Annotated in this window: 19 protein-coding genes; 15 read left to right on the top strand and 4 right to left on the bottom strand. The window is 68.3% G+C overall.

Annotation, left to right across the window (positions count from 1 at the left end; genetic code table 11):
• Window position 1 precedes the first annotated feature (1 nt).
• The 4 genes from nqrF (at window position 2) to sthA (ending at window position 3,986) form a co-directional block, all read left to right on the top strand.
• Entirely contained in the window at window positions 2-1,228 is a 1,227-nt protein-coding gene (gene nqrF / locus N5D30_RS12110; protein WP_279909266.1) for an NADH:ubiquinone reductase (Na(+)-transporting) subunit F, read from the top strand.
• A 16-nt stretch (window positions 1,229-1,244) separates the two neighbouring features.
• Window positions 1,245-2,258 (top strand): FAD:protein FMN transferase, encoded by a 1,014-nt coding sequence (locus N5D30_RS12105; protein ID WP_279909265.1) that lies wholly within the window; start codon window positions 1,245-1,247, stop codon window positions 2,256-2,258.
• Window positions 2,255-2,488: a (Na+)-NQR maturation NqrM gene (nqrM, locus tag N5D30_RS12100; RefSeq protein WP_220814788.1), complete on the top strand. Its 234-nt coding sequence runs from the start codon at window positions 2,255-2,257 to the stop codon at window positions 2,486-2,488. Before N5D30_RS12105 ends, nqrM begins: the two co-directional genes overlap by 4 nt.
• A gap of 103 nt (window positions 2,489-2,591) precedes the next feature.
• Window positions 2,592-3,986, top strand: a complete 1,395-nt coding sequence (sthA, locus tag N5D30_RS12095) for a Si-specific NAD(P)(+) transhydrogenase (RefSeq protein ID WP_220814789.1) — start codon at window positions 2,592-2,594, stop codon at window positions 3,984-3,986.
• A gap of 253 nt (window positions 3,987-4,239) precedes the next feature.
• Here the strand turns inward: sthA and N5D30_RS12090 are convergent, their stop codons facing one another.
• From N5D30_RS12090 to N5D30_RS12080, 3 genes are read right to left on the bottom strand one after another with little or no spacing between them, the layout of a single operon-like run.
• A complete protein-coding gene (locus N5D30_RS12090; protein ID WP_279909179.1) occupies window positions 4,240-4,959 on the bottom strand; it encodes a glycerophosphodiester phosphodiesterase family protein in 720 nt (239 codons plus the stop codon).
• Complete coding sequence (locus N5D30_RS12085) at window positions 4,956-5,252, bottom strand: phosphodiesterase (protein WP_220814791.1); 297 nt, start codon at window positions 5,250-5,252, stop codon at window positions 4,956-4,958. The genes N5D30_RS12090 and N5D30_RS12085 overlap by 4 nt, the downstream gene beginning before the upstream one ends.
• Entirely contained in the window at window positions 5,249-5,824 is a 576-nt protein-coding gene (locus N5D30_RS12080; protein ID WP_279904317.1) for a PilZ domain-containing protein, read from the bottom strand. The genes N5D30_RS12085 and N5D30_RS12080 overlap by 4 nt, the downstream gene beginning before the upstream one ends.
• Before the next feature lie 98 nt (window positions 5,825-5,922).
• On the opposite strand from N5D30_RS12080, the gene N5D30_RS12075 reads away from it, so the two are divergent.
• From N5D30_RS12075 to murB, 11 genes are all read left to right on the top strand, one after another.
• On the top strand, window positions 5,923-7,179 hold the full coding sequence (locus tag N5D30_RS12075; RefSeq protein ID WP_279909178.1) for a lipoprotein-releasing ABC transporter permease subunit: 1,257 nt from the start codon (window positions 5,923-5,925) through the stop codon (window positions 7,177-7,179).
• Window positions 7,172-7,855: a lipoprotein-releasing ABC transporter ATP-binding protein LolD gene (gene lolD / locus N5D30_RS12070; RefSeq protein WP_220814794.1), complete on the top strand. Its 684-nt coding sequence runs from the start codon at window positions 7,172-7,174 to the stop codon at window positions 7,853-7,855. Before N5D30_RS12075 ends, lolD begins: the two co-directional genes overlap by 8 nt.
• Window positions 7,855-9,099, top strand: coding sequence for a lipoprotein-releasing ABC transporter permease subunit (locus tag N5D30_RS12065; RefSeq protein WP_279909177.1), 1,245 nt, complete (start codon window positions 7,855-7,857; stop codon window positions 9,097-9,099). The genes lolD and N5D30_RS12065 overlap by 1 nt, the downstream gene beginning before the upstream one ends.
• Before the next feature lie 153 nt (window positions 9,100-9,252).
• Window positions 9,253-11,478, top strand: coding sequence for a DNA internalization-related competence protein ComEC/Rec2 (locus N5D30_RS12060; RefSeq protein WP_279909176.1), 2,226 nt, complete (start codon window positions 9,253-9,255; stop codon window positions 11,476-11,478).
• Between the two features lie 73 nt (window positions 11,479-11,551).
• Window positions 11,552-12,226 (top strand): MotA/TolQ/ExbB proton channel family protein, encoded by a 675-nt coding sequence (locus N5D30_RS12055; protein WP_279909175.1) that lies wholly within the window; start codon window positions 11,552-11,554, stop codon window positions 12,224-12,226.
• A complete protein-coding gene (locus tag N5D30_RS12050) occupies window positions 12,223-12,651 on the top strand; it encodes a biopolymer transporter ExbD (protein WP_279909174.1) in 429 nt (142 codons plus the stop codon). The genes N5D30_RS12055 and N5D30_RS12050 overlap by 4 nt, the downstream gene beginning before the upstream one ends.
• Window positions 12,648-13,652: a tetraacyldisaccharide 4'-kinase gene (gene lpxK, locus N5D30_RS12045; RefSeq protein WP_279909173.1), complete on the top strand. Its 1,005-nt coding sequence runs from the start codon at window positions 12,648-12,650 to the stop codon at window positions 13,650-13,652. Before N5D30_RS12050 ends, lpxK begins: the two co-directional genes overlap by 4 nt.
• A 35-nt stretch (window positions 13,653-13,687) precedes the next feature.
• Entirely contained in the window at window positions 13,688-13,873 is a 186-nt protein-coding gene (locus N5D30_RS12040; protein ID WP_192397323.1) for a Trm112 family protein, read from the top strand.
• Entirely contained in the window at window positions 13,874-14,635 is a 762-nt protein-coding gene (kdsB, locus tag N5D30_RS12035; protein ID WP_279909172.1) for a 3-deoxy-manno-octulosonate cytidylyltransferase, read from the top strand.
• Window positions 14,635-15,099 carry a low molecular weight phosphotyrosine protein phosphatase gene (locus N5D30_RS12030; RefSeq protein ID WP_279909171.1) on the top strand — a complete coding sequence of 155 codons (465 nt, stop codon included), beginning with the start codon at window positions 14,635-14,637 and terminating at the stop codon, window positions 15,097-15,099. Before kdsB ends, N5D30_RS12030 begins: the two co-directional genes overlap by 1 nt.
• Window positions 15,096-16,115: a UDP-N-acetylmuramate dehydrogenase gene (gene murB, locus N5D30_RS12025; RefSeq protein WP_279909170.1), complete on the top strand. Its 1,020-nt coding sequence runs from the start codon at window positions 15,096-15,098 to the stop codon at window positions 16,113-16,115. Before N5D30_RS12030 ends, murB begins: the two co-directional genes overlap by 4 nt.
• Window positions 16,116-16,145: 30 nt before the next feature.
• Here murB and plsB read toward each other — a convergent pair whose 3' ends face one another.
• Complete coding sequence (gene plsB / locus N5D30_RS12020) at window positions 16,146-18,632, bottom strand: glycerol-3-phosphate 1-O-acyltransferase PlsB (RefSeq protein ID WP_279909169.1); 2,487 nt, start codon at window positions 18,630-18,632, stop codon at window positions 16,146-16,148.
• Between the last annotated feature and the right edge of the window lie 28 nt (window positions 18,633-18,660).

The raw sequence follows: 18,660 nt of genomic DNA, 5'->3' as shown, positions 1-18,660 counted from the left end.
ACTGATGGCTTTCGAGATTCTCCTGGCGATCGGCATGTTCGCCGGCATCGTCCTGGCGCTGGTGGCGATCATCCTCGTGGCGCGGGCGCGGCTGGTGTCCGGCGGCGACGTCAACATCCTGATCAACGGCGAGCGCACGCTCACCGTGCCGGCCGGCGGCAAGCTGCTGCAGACCCTGGCGGCCAACGACCTGTTCCTGTCCTCGGCCTGCGGCGGCGGCGGCACCTGCGCCCAGTGCAAGTGCATCGTCGAGAGCGGCGGCGGCGAGATGCTGCCCACCGAGGAGTCCCACTTCACCCGGCGCGAGGCCCGGGCCGGCTGGCGCCTGTCCTGCCAGACGCCGGTCAAGCAGGACATGTGCATCGAGGTGCCGGCCGAAGTGTTCGGCGTGAAGAAATGGGAATGCACGGTGGAGTCCAACCCCAACGTCGCCACCTTCATCAAGGAGCTGACCCTGCGCCTGCCGGAGGGCGAGCACGTGGATTTCCGCGCCGGCGGCTACGTGCAGCTGGAGTGCCCGCCCCACGTGGTGCACTACAAGGACTTCGACATCCAGCCCGAGTACCGTGGCGACTGGGACCGCTTCAACCAGTGGCAGTACGTGTCCAAGGTCGATGAAACGGTGATCCGCGCCTACTCGATGGCCAACTACCCGGACGAGAAGGGCATCGTCAAGTTCAACATCCGCATCGCCTCGCCGCCGCCGGGCAGGGAACACATCCCGCCGGGCAAGATGTCGTCCTGGGTGTTCGGCCTCAAGCCGGGCGACAAGGTCACGGTGTACGGGCCGTTCGGCGAGTTCTTCGCCCGCGACACCGACGCCGAGATGGTCTTCATCGGCGGCGGCGCCGGCATGGCGCCGATGCGCTCGCACATCTTCGACCAGCTCAAGCGCCTCAAGAGCCAGCGCAAGATCAGCTTCTGGTACGGTGCACGCTCCCTGCGCGAGGCCTTCTACGTGGAGGAGTTCGACCGCCTGGCCGCGGAGAACCCCAACTTCGAATGGCACCTGGCGCTGTCCGATCCGCAGCCCGAGGATGGCTGGCAGGGCTACACCGGCTTCATCCACCACGTGCTCTACGAGCATTACCTCAAGGACCATCCGGCGCCCGAGGACTGCGAGTTCTACATGTGCGGCCCGCCGATGATGAACGCGGCGGTGATCCAGATGCTGCTGGACCTGGGCGTGGAGCGCGAGAACATCCTGCTGGACGACTTCGGTGGCTAGCACCCCGTTGGCTGGCATCCGCCGGGCCGGGCTGCTCCCCGCGCTGCTGGCCGGCGCCCTGCTGGCCGGTTGCGGCGACAGGGTGGAGGAGTTCGGCGGCCCGACCATGGGCAGCCACTACTCGGTCAAGTACGTGGCCAGCGCAAGCACGCCGGAGCCGGCCACGCTCAAGGCGGAGGTCGAGGCCCTGCTGGCCGAGGTGGACGAGCAGATGTCCACCTGGCGCGCCGACTCCGAGCTGTCCCGCTTCAACCGCCTGCCGGCCGGCAACTGCCGCGTCATGCCGGAACCGGTGCTGCGCCTGGTGCGGCTGGGCGAGGAACTGTCGACGCAGAGCGACGGCGCCTTCGACCTCACCGTGGAGCCGCTGCTCGACCTGTGGGGCTTCGGCCCGCAGTCGCGCGGCGAGCGGGTGCCCTCCGCCGAGGAAGTCGCCGAGGCGCGGGCCAATGTCGGCCACCAGCTCCTGCGCATCGACGGCGAACGCCTGTGCAAGGTGGCCGCGGTGCAGCTCGACCTGAACAGCATCGCCGCCGGCTATACTGTCGACCTGGTCGGCGCGCGGCTGGCCGAACTGGGCGTGGGTAGCTACCTGCTCGACATTACCGGAGAACTCAAGGGCATGGGCCGCAAGCCGGACGGCACGCCCTGGCGCATCGCCATCGAGGCGCCCCGGGCCGACCAGCGGGTGGCGCAGAAGATACTGACGCTGGACGGCCTCGGCGTTTCCACCTCGGGCGACTACCGCAACTACTTCGAGCGGGACGGCCGGCGCTACTCCCACACCCTCGACCCGCGCAGCGGCGCGCCCATCGACCACCGGCTGGCCTCGGTCACCGTGCTCGATCCACAGGCCCTGCGCGCCGACGGGTTGTCTACGCTATTGATGGTGCTGGGGCCGGAGCGCGGCTACGCCTTCGCCGAGCAGGCGGGCATTCCCGCGCTCTTCGTCACCCGCACCGACGAGGGCTTCGCCAGTCGTGCCACGCCCGAGTTCACACGCCGCTTCGGCGAAGGAGACAAGCCATGACCTGGTTGCTGGTGTTCGGCCTGATGCTGCTGGTGGTGCTGGGCATGGCTGTGGGCGTGATCTTCGGCCGCAAGCCCATCGCCGGCTCCTGCGGTGGCATCGCCGCCCTGGGTATCGAGAAGGAGTGCTCGATCTGCGGCGGCAACCGGCAGAAGTGCGAAGAGGCCAATCGCGACGAGAATGGCGATGTAGTGGACGCAAAGCTCGCCTACGACGCGACCAAGCGCTAATGTGCTGCGCGAATTCGCCGGGCTAAGCTGGGCGACGACGAATGTGCCGCGAGGCACCTGCAGGGCGCCGTGGGCGCCCTGAGCCGTTCTGAGAGGAGTGAGCATGGCGGTCTACAACTACGACGTGGTGGTGCTGGGTTCCGGCCCGGCGGGCGAGGGCGCGGCGATGAACGCGGCCAAGGCCGGGCGCAAGGTGGCGGTGGTCGACAACCGCCCGCTGGTGGGCGGCAACTGCACCCACCTCGGCACCATCCCGTCCAAGGCGCTGCGCCACTCGGTACGGCAGATCATGCAGTACAACACCAACCCGCTGTTCCGCCAGATCGGCGAGCCGCGCTGGTTCTCCTTCCCCGATGTGCTGAAGAGCGCCGAGCGGGTGATCGCCAAGCAGGTCGCCTCGCGCACCGGCTACTACGCGCGCAACCGCATCGACGTGTTCTTCGGCACCGCCAGCTTCTCCGACGAGCAGACCGTCGAAGTGGTCTGCAGCAGCGGCGTGGTGGAGACGCTGGTGGCCAAGCAGATCGTCATCGCCACCGGCTCGCGCCCCTATCGCCCGGTGGACGTGGACTTCAATCATTCGCGCATCTACGACAGCGACACCATCCTCAGCCTGACCCACACGCCGCGCCGCATCATCATCTACGGCGCCGGGGTGATCGGCTCCGAGTACGCCTCGATCTTCAGTGGCCTCGGTGTGCTGGTGGACCTGATCGACAACCGCGACCAGCTGCTCAGCTTCCTCGACGACGAGATCTCTGACGCCCTCAGCTACCACCTGCGCAACAACAACGTGCTGATCCGCCACAACGAAGAGTACGAGCGCATCGAGGGGCTGGAGAACGGGGTGATCCTGCACCTCAAGTCGGGCAAGAAGATCAAGGCCGACTGCCTGCTGTGGTGCAACGGCCGTACCGGCAACACCGACAAGCTGGGCCTGGAGAACATCGGCATCAAGGTCAACAGCCGCGGCCAGATCGAGGTGGACCAGGAGTACCGCACGCCGGTGAGCAACATCTTCGCCGCCGGCGACGTGATCGGCTGGCCGAGCCTGGCCAGCGCCGCCTACGACCAGGGCCGCTCGGCCGCCGGCAGCGCGGTGGAGAACGACAGCTGGCGCTTCGTCGACGACGTGCCGACCGGCATCTACACCATTCCGGAGATCAGCTCCATCGGCAAGACCGAGAAGGAACTGACCCAGGCCAGGATTCCCTACGAGGTCGGCAAGGCGTTCTTCAAGGGCATGGCGCGGGCGCAGATTTCCCACGAGCCGGTGGGCATGCTGAAGATCCTGTTCCACCGCGACACCCTGGAAATCCTCGGTGTGCACTGCTTCGGCTACCAGGCCTCGGAGATCGTCCACATCGGTCAGGCGATCATGAACCAGAAGGGCGAGGCGAACAGCATCAAGTACTTCGTCAACACCACCTTCAACTACCCGACCATGGCCGAGGCCTACCGGGTGGCGGCGTTCGACGGTCTCAACCGGCTTTTTTGACCGGCTCCGACCGGTGGCCTGAACCGGTCGGGGGCGATCCCCTCAGCGATTCCCGCGAGTGGCGCTGGCCGAACCGGGAGAGCTTCTGAACAGGCGCGACGCCACATACGAAAAACCGGCCCCGGAGCCGGTTTTTCGCTTTCTCCCCTCTCCATTTGGGAGAGGGGCCGGGGGTGAGGGAGTGCCAAGTCGCTCGGAGTTGCCTGCATGCCCCTCACCCTAGCCCTCTCCCGGAGGGAGAGGGAATCCAAGGTCAGCGCTTGAGCGTATCGACGGCCAGCCCCGGGAAGTCGGTGATGATGCTGTCCACGCCGAAGTCGGCCAGGCGGCGCATCAGCGCCGGGTCGTTGACCGTCCACACCGACACGTGCAGGCCGGCCTTCTGCGCCTTGAGCAGGCGCTCCGGGGTGCACAGGGTCCAGTTCAGGGCGAGCATGGAGCACTCGTGGTGGGCGGCCACCTTGAGCGGGTCGAGCCAGTCGTACTCGGCGACCAGGCCGCGCGACAGCTCCGGGGTCAGCCGGCGCAGGGCGCGCAGCACTTCGCGCGAGCTGCTGGTGACGGTGACCTTGTCCGTGATGCCGAAGCGCTCGGCCAGCGCCTGGATGGCCAGCACGGTACGCGCCGCGCGCACCCGCGAGGCGCTCTTCACTTCCAGTTGCCAGTGCTCGAACGGGCACTGCTCGAACAGGGTTTCCAGCTTCGGAATGGGGCAGGGCGTCTTCCAGCCCGGGCCGCCCAGGCGGGCGTCCAGCTCCGCCAGTTCCGCGGCGTCGTGCTCCACCACCTTGCCGCGGCGGCCGGTGGTGCGCTTGAGGGTCGGGTCGTGGATCACCATCAGCTCGCCGTCGCGCGACAGGTGCAGGTCCAGCTCGCAGCGGTTCACCCCGTGTTCGAGACAGCGCTGGAAACTGGCGAGCGTGTTTTCCGGTGCTTCGCCCTTGGCGCCGCGGTGGCCGTAGATGAGGGTCACGGTTGTTCCTTGGTGGGATGGCGGGGCTGGTGGTGAAGCACGCTGTTCACCACATGGTCGTACTCGAAGTAGACGCTGAAGGTGCGGTAGTCCCAGCGGGTGATGGGCGGCTGGCCCACCGGCGGGTGTTCCTCGTCCGCCAGGCCGAAGCGCTCCAGCACCGAGCGCTTGGACTCGCCGAGCTGGGGCAGGCCGGCGACCGCATCGCCCTGCTGGCCGACGGGAATCTCGATGGTCTCGGCCAGCGCCGGCAGCGGCAGCCAGAGAGCCAGCAGCAGGGGAAGGGTTCTCATCGTTGCTGCTCCTTGGCCATGCGCCGCTCCAGGGCCTGCTTCTGCAGGATGTGGCGCGCTACCAACTGGCGCTGCGCATCGGTGAGCGCCTCGAACTCGGTGCCGATCTCGAACTGGCCGTTGTCGCGCGGCTGGCAGTGCACGACCTTGGCGCGCAGCAGCAGGCCGAGGGCCTGGGGCATCAGAACCATCTTGATCGCCAGGTGGCTGCCCGGCGGCACGGCCTGGCCGTGGTTGAAGCTGATGCCGCCCTCGGACATGGACACCCGGCGCGGCGCGCCGATGTCGCGCAGCAGGCTCTGCGCCACGGCCTGGCCGAGCAGGTCGATGCGCTTGTTCATCACCTTGAGGTAGTTGGCCAGGGTGCGGTCGCGCTCGCCGATGTGGCGCAGCAGGTGCTGCGACTCGAAGTCCAGCAGGTGCATGTCGCTGAGCAAATTGAACAACGGCGAGTTGTCGTGCAGCGGTTCACTGGCCTGCGCTTCGGCGCCGGAGAGGAGGCTGAAATCCAGTGCTATCGTATCCTCGATACGATAGTATTCGCGGCGATCATCGGCGTCTTGATTCGACATGGCGAACCCATGGCAGCAGTGGTGGTCTGAGTGTAAAGCCGCGCGCCAGGCCCCGCCACAAGGACGTTTCTCCCTTTCCGCCAGCGAACCCCTCACTCATGTTCAGACCCCTGCCGTTCTTCATCGGCTTGCGTTACACGCGGGCCCGACGCCGCAGCCTGTTCGTCTCCTTCATTTCCCTTACCTCCATCATCGGTCTGGCCCTGGGCGTACTGGTGATGATAGTCGTGCTGTCGGTCATGAACGGTTTCGACCGCGAAATGCGCGACCGCGTTCTGGGCATGGTGCCCCACGCCACCCTGGACAGCACCACCCCGATCCAGGACTGGCGCACCATCGGCGAAGGGTTGCTGCGCCATCCGCAGGTGGCGGCGATCGCGCCCTTCACCCAGATGCAGGGGCTGCTGACCCATAACGGCCAAGTGCAGAAGGTGCTGGTCAACGCCATCGACCCGGCCGAAGAAGGCAAGGTGTCGATCATCGGCGACTACTTTGTGAAGGACCAGGGCACGCTCGATTCGCTCGAGGCCGGCGGCTTCGGCATCCTCATCGGCGACCTGGCGGCGAACAAGCTCGGCCTCAAGCTCGGTGACAAGGTCACCTTCGTCGCGCCCGAGGTGGCGGTGACCCCGGCCGGCATGTTCCCGCGCATGAAGCGCTTCACCGTGGTCGGCATCTTCCATGTCGGCGCTGGCGAGATCGACGGCCACGTGGTGATGACCCACGTCGAGGACGCCGGTCGCCTGCTGCGCCTCAAGGCGGGTGAGGTGCAGGGCATTCGCCTCAAGCTGCACGACCTGTTCCAGGCGCCGCAGGTGGCCTGGGAACTGGCTGGCCTGCTGCGCGAGCAGGACTTCTACGCCCGCGACTGGACCCGCACCCACGGCAACCTGTACCAGGCCATCCGCATGGAGAAGACCATGATCGGCCTGCTCCTGCTGCTGATCGTCGCGGTCGCCGCCTTCAACATCATCTCCACTCTGGTGATGGTGGTGACCGACAAGAAGGCCGATATCGCCATCCTCCGGACCCTCGGCGCCACGCCGCGGCAGATCATGCTGACCTTCATGGTCCAGGGCTCGGTGATCGGCGTGGTCGGCACCCTGGCCGGCGGCGTGCTCGGCGTGCTCGCGGCGCTCAACGTCAGCGACGCGATCAAGGGGCTGGAGCGCCTGCTGGGCATCCAGTTCCTCAATTCCGAGGTGTACTTCATCGATTACCTGCCGTCGCAGGTGCAGGTCCAGGACGTCGCGCTGGTCTGCGGCGCGGCGCTGGTCCTGAGTTTCCTCGCCACCCTTTACCCGGCCTGGCGCGCGGCGCGCACCCAGCCCGCGGAGGCTTTGCGTTATGAGTGACAAATCGGTCCTGAGTTGCCGCAACCTGGGCAAGAGCTACGAGGAAGGCCCGCAGACGGTCGAGGTCCTGAGCGGCGTGGAGCTGGAGCTGCTGCCCGGCGAGCGGGTGGCCATCGTCGGTTCCTCCGGCTCGGGCAAGAGCACCCTGCTGAACATGCTCGGCGGCCTGGATACGCCCAGCAAGGGCAGCGTCTGGCTGGCCGGCGAGGAACTCTCGGCGCTGAACGAGAAGGCCCGCGGCCTGCTGCGCAACCGCGCGCTGGGTTTCGTCTACCAGTTCCACCACTTGCTGCCCGAGTTCACCGCGCTGGAGAACGTGTGCATGCCGCTGCTGATCGGCAAGACGCCGATCCCCGAGGCGCGCCAGCGCGCCACCACGCTGCTGGAGCGGGTCGGCCTCGGTCATCGCCTGTCGCACAAGCCGTCCGAGCTGTCCGGCGGTGAGCGCCAGCGTGTGGCCATCGCCCGTGCCCTGGTCAACAGCCCGGCGCTGGTGCTGCTCGACGAGCCCACGGGCAACCTCGACCAGCACACCGCCCAGGGCATCCAGGAACTGATGCACGAACTCAGCCGCGACTCGCGCACCGCCTTCCTGGTAGTGACCCACGACCCGCAGCTGGCCGGCCAGATGGACCGCGTGCTGCGCCTGGAAGACGGCAAGCTGGTGGCTGCCTGATGTTCCGCCCGCTGAGCATCTTCGTCGGCGCCCGCTACACCCGGGCCAAGCGGCGCAACCACTACATCTCGTTCATCTCGCTGACCTCGATGATCGGCTTGGGCCTAGGCGTGCTGGCGATGATCGTGGTGCTGTCGGTGATGAACGGCTTCCAGAAGGAAATGAGCTCGCGCATCCTCGGCATGGTGCCCCATGCCACCCTGTCCGCCGCGCAGCCGCTGGACGACTGGCAGGCAGTGGCCGCCGCCGCGATGAAGCACCGTCAGGTGATCGGCGCGGCGCCTTTCGCCGAGCTGGAGGGCATGTTCTCCTACAAGGGCACCATGCAGCCGGTGCAGATCAACGGTATCGACCCGGTCGAGGAACAGAAGGTCTCGATCATCGGCAAGCACATGGTCCAGGGCCGCCTGGAAGACCTCAAGCCGGGCGAGTTCGGCGTGGTCATCGGTGAGATCAGCGCGCGGCGCTTCCGTCTCAACGTCGGCGACAAGCTGACCCTGATCGTGCCGGAGCTGAGCAACGCCGCCGGCGGCATCACCCCGCGCATGCTGCGCCTGTCGGTGGTCGGCGTGTTCAAGGTCGGCGCGGAGCTGGACGGCAGCCTGGCGCTGATCAACATCGCTGATGCGTCCAGCGTGCAGCGCATGGCCGAAGGCCAGGTGCAGAGCGTGCGCATCGCCCTCAAGGACCTGTACCAGGCGCCCCAGGTATCGTCCGCCATCGCCGCCGAGCTGGGCGCCGGCTACAAGGCGGTCGACTGGACGCGCACCCAGGGCAGCCTGTTCAGCGCCATGCAGATGGAGAAGACCATGATCGGCCTGCTCCTGCTGCTGATCATCGCGGTGGCTGCGTTCAACATCATCGCCACGCTGATCATGGTGGTGGCTGACAAGCGCGCGGACATCGCCATCCTGCGCACCCTGGGCGCCACGCCCGGGCAGATCATGGCCATGTTCATGGTCCAGGGCACGGTGATCGGCTGCATCGGCACCCTGATCGGCGGCGTGCTGGGCGTGATCGTCGCGCTCAACGTCAGCACCTGGGTGGCCTGGCTGGAGCGGGTCAGCGGCGCCCACGTGTTCAGCTCGGACGTGTACTTCATCAGCAGCCTGCCGTCCGACCTGCGTGGCCTGGACGTGTTGCTGATCTGCAGCGCGGCGCTGCTGATGAGCTTCCTCGCCACCCTCTATCCGTCCTGGCGGGCGTCGCGTACCCAGCCGGCCGAGGCCCTGCGCTACGAGTAGCGAGCCCCGGGGGCTCCTGTCGCCCGTAGGAGCGGCCTTGGCCGCGAGCTTTTATCTGGAATAGCGCCAGGAACTCGTGGCCGAGGCCGCTCCCACAAGTCTTGCTAGACTTGCCCGCTCCGGGGCCCATGGCCCCTTGCCGGGATGCACCTCATGCGCACAGGGATTGTGGCGCTGGCTGCGGGCTTGGTCTGCCTGCGCTTCCTGCCGGAGCTTCCACCGCTCTGGCTGCTCCTGCTTTTGCTGCCGGTGGCGCTGATGCTGCTGCCCTGGCGCAGCTACCCGCTTTCCTTCCTGCTGTTCGGTTTCGTCTGGGCCTGCTTCAGCGCCCAGTCCGCGCTGGATGATCGCCTGCCGGTCGAGCTGGACGGCCGCACGCTGTGGCTGGAGGGGCGGGTGACCGGGCTGCCGGAAACAGCCGAAGGCGTGGCGCGCTTCCAGCTCGAAGGCGCCACCGCCAGGAAGCACGAGTTGCCGCAGCGCCTGCGCCTGTCCTGGTACGACGGGCCGCCGGTGCTGGCCGGCGAGCGCTGGCGCCTGGCGGTCAGGCTCAAGCGCCCGCGCGGCCTGGTCAACCCGCAGGGCTTCGACTACGAGGCCTGGTTGCTGGCGCAGCGCATCGGTGCCACCGGCACCGTCAAGCAGGGCGAGCGTCTGGGCGAGGCGGCTGGCCCCGTCGCGTGGCGCGACGAGTTGCGCCGCCGGCTGCTGCAGGTCGAGGCCCATGGCCGCGCCGGCGGGCTGGCTGCGCTGGTGCTTGGCGACGATTCGGGTCTGAGCCGCAACGACTGGCGGGTGCTGCAGGACACCGGCACCGTGCACCTGATGGTGATCTCCGGTCAGCACGTGGCGCTGCTGGCGGTCTTCCTCTATGGACTGGTCGCTGGCCTGACGCGCATTGGGTTGTGGCCACGCGCCGTGCCCTGGCTGCCCTGGGCCTGCGGACTGGCCTTCGCCGGAGCGCTGGGCTACGGCCTGCTGGCGGGCTTCGAGGTGCCGGTGCGGCGCGCCTGCGTGATGGTCGCTCTGGTGCTGCTCTGGCGCCTGCGCTTCCGTCACCTTGGGGCGTGGTGGCCGTTGGCGCTGGCCTTCGTGCTGGTGCTGCTGGTCGAGCCGCTGGCGGTGCTGCAGGCCGGTCTCTGGCTGTCCTTCGGCGCCGTTGCGGTGCTTGCCTGGGTGTTCGGCGGGCGGCTCGGCCACTGGCCCTGGTGGCGAGTCTGGTGGCGCGCGCAATGGACCCTGGCGCTGGGGCTGCTGCCGCTGTTCTTCGCCCTCGGTTTGCCGCTGAGCCTGAGCGGACCGCTGGCCAACCTGGTGGCGGTGCCCTGGGTCAGCCTGCTGGTGGTGCCGCTGGCGCTGCTCGGCACCCTGTTACTGCCCGTGCCCTGGTTGGGCGAGGCGCTGTTGTGGTTGGCCGGCGGCCTGCTGGAGCTGCTGTTCCAACTGCTTGCCTGGATCGCTGCCGCCTTGCCCGCCTGGCTGCCCACGTCGCTTCCGCTCTGGTGCTGGCTGGTGGGCAGCCTGGGCGTGCTGTTCTGCCTGCTACCGGCCGGAGTGCCGTTGCGGGCGTTGGGGGTAGTTCTGCTGCTGGCGTTCTTCCTGCCGCCCCGGGAGCGGATCGCCACGGGGCAGGCGGAGGTCTGGCAGCTGGATGTCGGCCAGGGGCTCGCCGTGCTGGTGCGCACCCGCGAGCACGCCGTGCTGTACGACGCCGGCCCGCGCTTCGGCGACTTCGACCTGGGCGAGCGGGTGGTGCTGCCCTCCCTGCGCCAGCTGGGCGTGTCCCGGCTCGACCTGATGCTGCTCAGCCACGCCGACAGCGATCACGCCGGCGGCGCCCTGGCCGTGATGCAGGGCATGGCCGTGGCCCGCGTGTCGAGCGGGGAGGCCGACGCCCTGCCGGTGGAGCTGCGGGCGCGTCCCTGCATCGATGGCGAAAGCTGGGACTGGGACGGCGTGCGCTTCACCACCTGGCGCTGGGCCGGGGCGAAGCAGGGCAACCCGGCCTCCTGCCTGCTCAAGGTGGAGACGGCGAGCGAGCGCCTGCTGCTGACCGGCGACGTGGATGCGGCCACCGAGCGCGTGCTGCTGGCGTCGGGGATCGACCTGCGCGCCGAGTGGCTGCAGGTGCCGCACCACGGCAGCCGGAGTTCGTCGTCGTCGGCGTTCCTCGACGCAGTGGCGCCACGGGCAGCGCTGCTGTCGCGGGGCTGGCACAACCCCTTCGGCCATCCGCATCCGATGGTCCTAGCCCGCTACCGACAGCGTGGCATCGAGCTGCACGACAGCGCGGAAAAGGGCGCCGTACGCCTGCTGCTGGGCGGCGGCGAGAGTGCTTCCGGCTGGCGCGAGCGGCCGCGTTTCTGGCGGGAAAAATGAGAACCCGGGTGGTCTGTGCCTGCGCATCCCTATGCTAGAGTGGCGCCACTTTTCCAAGTGGGGATGCGCAACCGTGTGGGAGTTGGTCAAATCTGGCGGCTGGATGATGCTGCCGATCATTCTGAGTTCTATCGTCGCAGCCGGCATCATCGCCGAGCGTCTCTGGACCCTCCGTGCCAGCCGTATCACGCCCCCCCACCTGCTGGGCCAGGTGTGGCTGTGGATCAAGGAAAAGAAGCTGACCAACGACAAGCTCAAGGAGCTGCGGGCCAACTCCCCGCTGGGGCAGATTCTCGCCGCCGGCCTGGCCAACTCCAAGCATGGTCGCGAGATCATGAAGGAGTGCATCGAGGAGGCCGCCGCTCGCGTCATCCATGACCTGGAGCGCTACCTCAACACCCTCGGCACCATCGCCGGCATCGCGCCGCTGCTCGGCCTGCTGGGCACCGTGCTGGGCATGATCGACATCTTCAGCGCCTTCATGGGCGCCAACATGGCCAACGCGGCCGTTCTGGCCGGCGGTATTGCCAAGGCCCTGATCACCACCGCGGCGGGTCTGTTCGTCGCCATCCCGGCCCTGTTCTTCCATCGCTTCCTGGTGCGCCGCGTCGACGAGCTGGTGGTCGGCATGGAGCAGGAGGCGATCAAGCTGGTGGAGGTGGTGCAGGGCGACCGCGATGTCGACCTGGGCGGCAACGGTGCGGCCCCGGCACCCAAAGAGGCCCGCAAAGAGGGCAAGAAGGCGTGAAGTTCCGGCGTAAATCCCGGGAGAACGTCGAGATCAACCTGGCGTCGCTGATCGACGTGGTGTTCATCCTCCTGCTGTTCTTCGTGGTCACTACCACCTTCACCCGCGAGACCCAGCTCAAGGTCGACCTGCCCGAGGCCGCCACCGGCACGCCTCCCGAGGAAACCACGCTGAAGAAGCTGGAAGTGCTGATCAGCGCCGAGGGCAGTTATTCGCTGAACGGCCAGCCATTGCTCAAGAGCGATCTGGAAGGCCTGATGGCTGCGCTGGGCAAGGAGTCCGGCGGCGACAACAGCCTGCCGGTGGCGATCAGCGCCGACGGCAAGACCCCGCACCAGGCGGTGATCACCGCCATGGACGCCGCCGGCAAGCTGGGCTTCTCCCACCTGCGCATCACCACGGTCGAGGCCGAGGCCAAGCCTTGAGCCTCGCCGACCGGCTCGTCGCCGCCTGGTACCACGGCCATCCCGCCCTGACCCTGCTGCGCCCGCTGGAGTGGTTGTACCGGCGGGTGGTGCTCGGCAAGCGCCGCGCCTTCCTGGCCGGTGAGGGCGACATCTATCGTGCGCCGGTGCCCGTGCTGGTGGTCGGCAACGTCACCGTCGGTGGTACCGGCAAGACCCCCATGATCCTCTGGCTGATCGAGCACTGCCGGGCACGCGGCCTGCGCGTCGGCGTGGTCAGCCGCGGCTATGGCGCCACGCCGCCGCAGCTGCCCTGGCGGGTGCGCGCCGACGACCCGGCCAGCCATGCCGGCGACGAGCCGCTGCTGATCGTCCAGCGCAGCGGCGTGCCGCTGGTGATCGACCCGCAACGCGCCCGCGCCGTGCAGGCCCTGCTGGAACAGGAGAAGCTGGACCTGATCCTCTGCGACGACGGCCTGCAGCATTACCGCCTGGCCCGCGACATCGAACTGGTGCTGGTGGACGCCGAGCGCGGCCTCGGCAACGGCCGCTGCCTGCCGGCCGGCCCCCTGCGCGAGCCGGCCGAGCGGCTGGCCGAGGTCGACGCGGTGCTGCGCAACGGCGCCACCGTGGACGGCGAGGAGGGCTACGCCCTGCAGCTGCGCCCGACCGCCCTGGTCAACCTGCGCAGCGGCGAGCGGGTCGGCCTCGACCATTTCCCGCCCGGCCAGCAGGTCCATGCGGTGGCTGGCATCGGCAACCCCTGGCGTTTCTTCGCCACCCTCGAGGCGCTAAACTGGCGGCCGATCGCGCATCCCTTCGCCGACCACGCCAGCTACAGCCCCGAGGCCCTGCGCTTCGCCCCGGCGCTGCCGCTGCTGATGACCGAGAAGGATGCGGTGAAATGCCGGGCCTTCGCCGCCGAGGACTGGTGGTATTTGGCGGTGGACGCGGTGCCATCGCCGGCCTTCGTCGCCTGGTTCGACCAGCGCCTGGACTGCCTGCCTGCCGCCCGGCCCTGAGTTTCGCGTTTTCCCACCTCTCCGAGGATTCCCCGATGGATACCAAACTGCTCGACATCCTGGCCTGCCCGGTGTGCAAGGGCCCGCTGCAGCTTTCCGAAGACAAGACCGAGCTGATCAGCAAAGGCGCCGGCCTGGCCTACCCGATCCGCGACGGCATCCCGGTGATGCTGGAGAGCGAGGCCCGTACCCTGACCACCGACGAGCGCCTGGACAAGTAGATGACCGCCTTCACCGTTGTGATCCCCGCCCGCTACGCCTCCAGCCGACTGCCCGGCAAGCCGCTGCAGGATATCGCCGGCAAGCCCATGGTCCGACACGTCTGGGAGCAGGCGAAGAAGAGCGGGGCCGCCCGCGTGGTGGTGGCGACCGACGACGCGCGCATCGTCGAGGCCTGCCAGGGCTTCGGCGCCGAAGTGCTGCTGACCCGGGGGGACCACAACTCCGGCACCGACCGCCTGGCCGAAGTCGCCACCCAGCTCGGCCTGGCGGACGACGCCATCGTGGTCAACGTGCAGGGCGATGAGCCGCTGATTCCGCCGAGCATCATCGACCAGGTGGCCGCCAACCTGGCCGCCAACCCTCAGGCGGGGATCGCCACCCTGGCCGAGCCCATCGATGATGTGCAGGCGCTGTTCAATCCCAACGTGGTCAAGGTGGTTTCGGACAAGACCGGCCTGGCCCTGACCTTCAGCCGTGCGCCGTTGGCCTGGGCGCGCGACGCCTTTGCCCAGCGCCGTGACGTGCTGCCGGAAGGCGTGCCCTATCGCCGCCACATCGGCATCTACGCCTACCGCGCCGGCTTCCTCCACGACTTCGTCGCCTGGGGCCCGTGCTGGCTGGAGGACACCGAGTGCCTGGAGCAGCTGCGCGCGCTCTGGCACGGTGTGCGCATCCACGTCGCCGATGCCCTGGAGGCGCCGGCGGCCGGCGTCGACACCGCTGAAGACCTGGAGCGGGTGCGCCGCCTGCTGGGGGCCTGATGCGCGTCCTGTTCGTCTGCATGGGCAACATCTGCCGCTCGCCCACGGCCGAGGGCGTGTTCCGCCACCGCCTGCTGCAGACCGGCCTGCACGAGCGGGTGACGGTGGACTCCGCCGGCACCGGCGACTGGCACGTGGGCAAGGCGCCGGACGGCCGTTCCAGCCAGGCGGCGCTGACCCGCGGCTACGATTTATCGAGCCTGCGCGCACGCCAGGTGCTGCGCGACGACTTCCAGCGCTTCGACCTGATCCTGGCGATGGACCACGACAACCTGACCCGCCTGCAGGCGCTGCGCCCGGCCAGCGGCGGCGCCGAGCTGGACCTGTACCTGCGCCGCTACGCCCTGGCCCTGGACGAGGTGCCCGATCCCTACTACGGCGGGGCGGACGGTTTCGAGCAGGTGCTGGACCTGATCGAGCAGGCCAGCGACGCCCTGCTCGCCGAGATCAGGGGACGCCTGTGAGCCTGCAACTGAGCGAAACGGTCTCCCTCAAGCCGTTCAACACCTTCGGTGTCGACGTGAAGGCGCGGCTGTTCGCCGAGGCGCACGACGATGATGAAGTGCGCCAGGCGCTGGCCGAGGCCGGGCGCCGCGATCTGCCGCTGCTGGTGGTCGGCGGCGGCAGCAACCTGCTGCTGACCGGCGACGTCGAGGCCCTGGTGCTGCGCATGGCCAGTCGCGGTCTGCGAATCGTCGCGGATGACGGCGAGCGGGTGGTGGTGGAGGCCGAGGCCGGCGAGTCCTGGCACCCCTTCGTGCTCTGGACCCTGGAGCAGGGTCTGGCCGGCCTGGAGAACCTCAGCCTGATCCCCGGCACGGTCGGCGCCGCGCCCATGCAGAACATCGGCGCCTACGGGGTCGAGATCAAGGACGTGTTCGCCGGGCTCACCGCGCTGGATCGCCGCAGCGGTGAGCTGCGCGAGTTCGGCCTGGAGGAATGCGCCTTCGCCTACCGCGACAGCCTGTTCAAGCAGCAGCCCGGGCGCTGGCTGATCTTGCGCGTGCGCTTCGCCCTGAGCCGCAAGGCTGCGCTGCGCCTGGACTACGGCCCGGTGCGCCAGCGCCTGGAGCAGGACGGCATCGAGGCGCCGACGGCGATGGACGTCAGTCGCGCCATCTGCGCCATCCGCCGCGAGAAGCTGCCGGACCCCGCCGAGCTGGGCAATGCCGGCAGCTTCTTCAAGAACCCGGTGGTGCCGGCCGAGCAGGCCGAGCGCATCCATGCCCTGCATGCCGACCTGGTCAGCTATCCGGCCGGGGAAGGGCGGGTCAAGCTGGCCGCTGGCTGGCTGATCGAGCGCGCGGGCTGGAAGGGTTTCCGCGAGGGTGATGCGGGCGTGCACCGCCTGCAGGCGCTGGTGCTGGTCAACTACGGCGCGGCCAGCGGCGCCCAGCTGCTGGAGCTGGCCCGGCGTATCCAGCAGGACATCCTGCAGCGCTTCGGTGTGGCCCTGGAGATCGAGCCGAACGTGCTCTGACCGGCGACGCCGGTCGGAGCGCCGCGCCTATCAGGCGGGCTCGACCGGGTCTTCTTCGCGCTCCAGCGCCACCTGGCGGATGGAGAGGCGGATTTCCGCGGGCAGCACGCGCTTGGCCACACCCTCCACCAGCTCCGCCAGTTGCGGGTGATGGCTGAGCTTGCCTTCGCCGTTCTGGCGCAGCACGCCCTGGTCCAGCAGGGTCTGGATGAAGTGGCGGAACAGGCTCTTGTCGAAGAACTCCGGGGCGTTGAGGCCGTGGAGGATCGACAGGCGCTGGGCCATCACCACGCACAGGTTTTCCAGCTCCTCGGCGCTCAGCGCGTACTGGCCGGCGTTGATCAACAGGGCGGTGGCCATGTAGAAGCGCTGCAGGGTTTGCACGATGGCGCGGGCCAGCAGGGTGAGCAGGACGAACTGGCGCGAGCTGGGCGCCGGGCGCACGAACATGTCGTCCTCGCGGCGCAGCAGGTCCTGTTCGACGAAGGCCTCCAGCCACTGGTCCACGACGCCTTCCAGCTCGTCCACCGACCAGCGGATGAACAGCTCCGACTGCAGATAGGGGTAGAGCGCGGTGGAGTAGCGCAGGATCTGCTCGCGGCTCATCCGCGAGCTGCTGAGGAAGAAGCTCGCCAGCAGCGCAGGCAGGGCGAACACGTGCAGCACGTTGTTGCGGTAGTAGGTCATCAGGACGGCGTTCTGCTCGTCCAGATAGAGGATCTTGCCCAGCGCGTCCTTCTGCTCGGCCAGCAGGTCCATGCTCTGCACGTAGCGGATCAGGTCCTGGCCATCGCCGTCCGGCAGGGTGGCGTGGGGCGAATAGGGCACCTTGCGCAGCAGTGCCAGGTACAGGTCGAGCACGCGGGCCAGGGCCTTCTCGTCCAGCGCCAGCTTGCTGGTGGAGAGCAGGGCCAGGCCGACCAGGTTGACCGGGTTGATCGCCGCTGCCTCGTTGAGGTGCTGCGCCACCTGCGCGCCGAGGCGGTTGGTGGTGCGGTTCAGCCACTCGGGGCGGTACTGGTCGCCGTAGTCCTGGGTGCGCCAGCCGGGCTGCTCGGCGTCGAGGAACTCGGCCAGCTTGATCGGCTCGCCGAAGTTGACCCGGACGCTGCCGAAGCGCTGTTTGCGGATGGCGCCGATGACCTTGAAGATGTCGAAGATCGACTCCTTCTTCTTCGCCGCGCCGCGCAGTTCGCCCAGGTAGGTACGGCCTTCGAGCACGCGCTCGTAGCCGATGTAGACCGGCACGAAGGCGATCGGCAGGCGCGACGAGCGCAGGAAGCTGCGCAGGGTGATGGCCAGCATGCCGGTCTTCGGCTGCAGGGTGCGCCCGGTGCGCGAACGGCCGCCCTCGACGAAGTACTCGACCGGGAAGCCCTTGCTGAACAGGGTGTGCAGGTATTCGTTGAACACCGCGGTATAGAGCGGGTTGCCCTTGAAGGTGCGGCGCATGAAGAAGGCGCCGCCGCGGCGCAGCAGGCCGCCGACCACCGGCATGTTGAGATTGATGCCCGCGGCGATGTGCGGTGGGGTCAGGCCGTTGCGGAACAGCAGGTAGGACAGCAGCAGGTAGTCGATATGGCTGCGGTGGCAGGGCACGTAGATGATCTCGTGGCCATGGGCGATGTCGCGCACCGCCTCCAGGTGGTTGACCTGGATGCCCTCGTACAGCTTGTTCCAGAACCAGCTCAGCACCGTTTCTAGGAAGCGGATGGCGGTGTAGGTGTAGTCCGAGGCGATCTCGTTGCCGTAGCGCAGGGCCTGCGCCTCGGCCTTTTCCTGGCTGATCTTCTCGCGCTCCATCTCCTCGCGGATGGCCTGGCGCACCTGCGGGCCATGGATCAGCCCCTTGACCAGGTTGCGCCGGTGCGACACGTCTGGGCCGATCACGGCAGCCTTCTGGTTGCGGAAATGTACTCGCAGGATGCGCTGCACCATGCGCAGGGTACGTTCGCGTCCCTTGCCCTGGTCGAGCAGTTCGCGCAGGTGGATGGGCGCGGAGAACTGCACGCGGGTCTTGCGCCCGAGGATGAGGATGCTGACCAGCTTGCGCAGGCGCCCGGTGACCGCCCAGGTGTCGGCGAACAGCAGCTTCCACGGGCTGGTCTCGCGGTCCGGCGACTGGCCCCAGAACACGCTGACCGGGACTATCTGGGCGTCGTCCAGGGCATTGCCATCGAGGCTGGCGAGGATGCGCAGCAGGGTGGGTGGGGCGCCGCGCTTGTCGTGCCCGCCAAACCAGCTGGGCGAGCGGGTCAGGTAGAAGAAACCGGCCGGCTCGAGCTGGCCGCCGAGCGCCACCGGCAGCACCGGGCGCGGCAGGCCGGCCTTGGTGCACTCCCTGTCCACCACCGCCAGGTCCGCCGCCGAGGGCTGCTGCAGCACGTAGAACACCGGCTTGCCGCGATCCAGGCGCAAATTGAAGGACGACTGGTTGATGGTTTCCGAGCGTACCCAGAGATACAGCAGGCGACGCAGGGCACCGAAGGCAAGACGGCGGAAGGGGGAGCGGGTCATAGGTTACGACTGTGAAACGAGCGGTCGC

Source organism: Pseudomonas sp. GD03875 (genome assembly GCF_029840585.1).
In the GTDB taxonomy this organism is placed as follows: domain Bacteria; phylum Pseudomonadota; class Gammaproteobacteria; order Pseudomonadales; family Pseudomonadaceae; genus Aquipseudomonas; species Aquipseudomonas paralcaligenes.
This window is presented reverse-complemented; position numbering and strand designations above follow the sequence as displayed.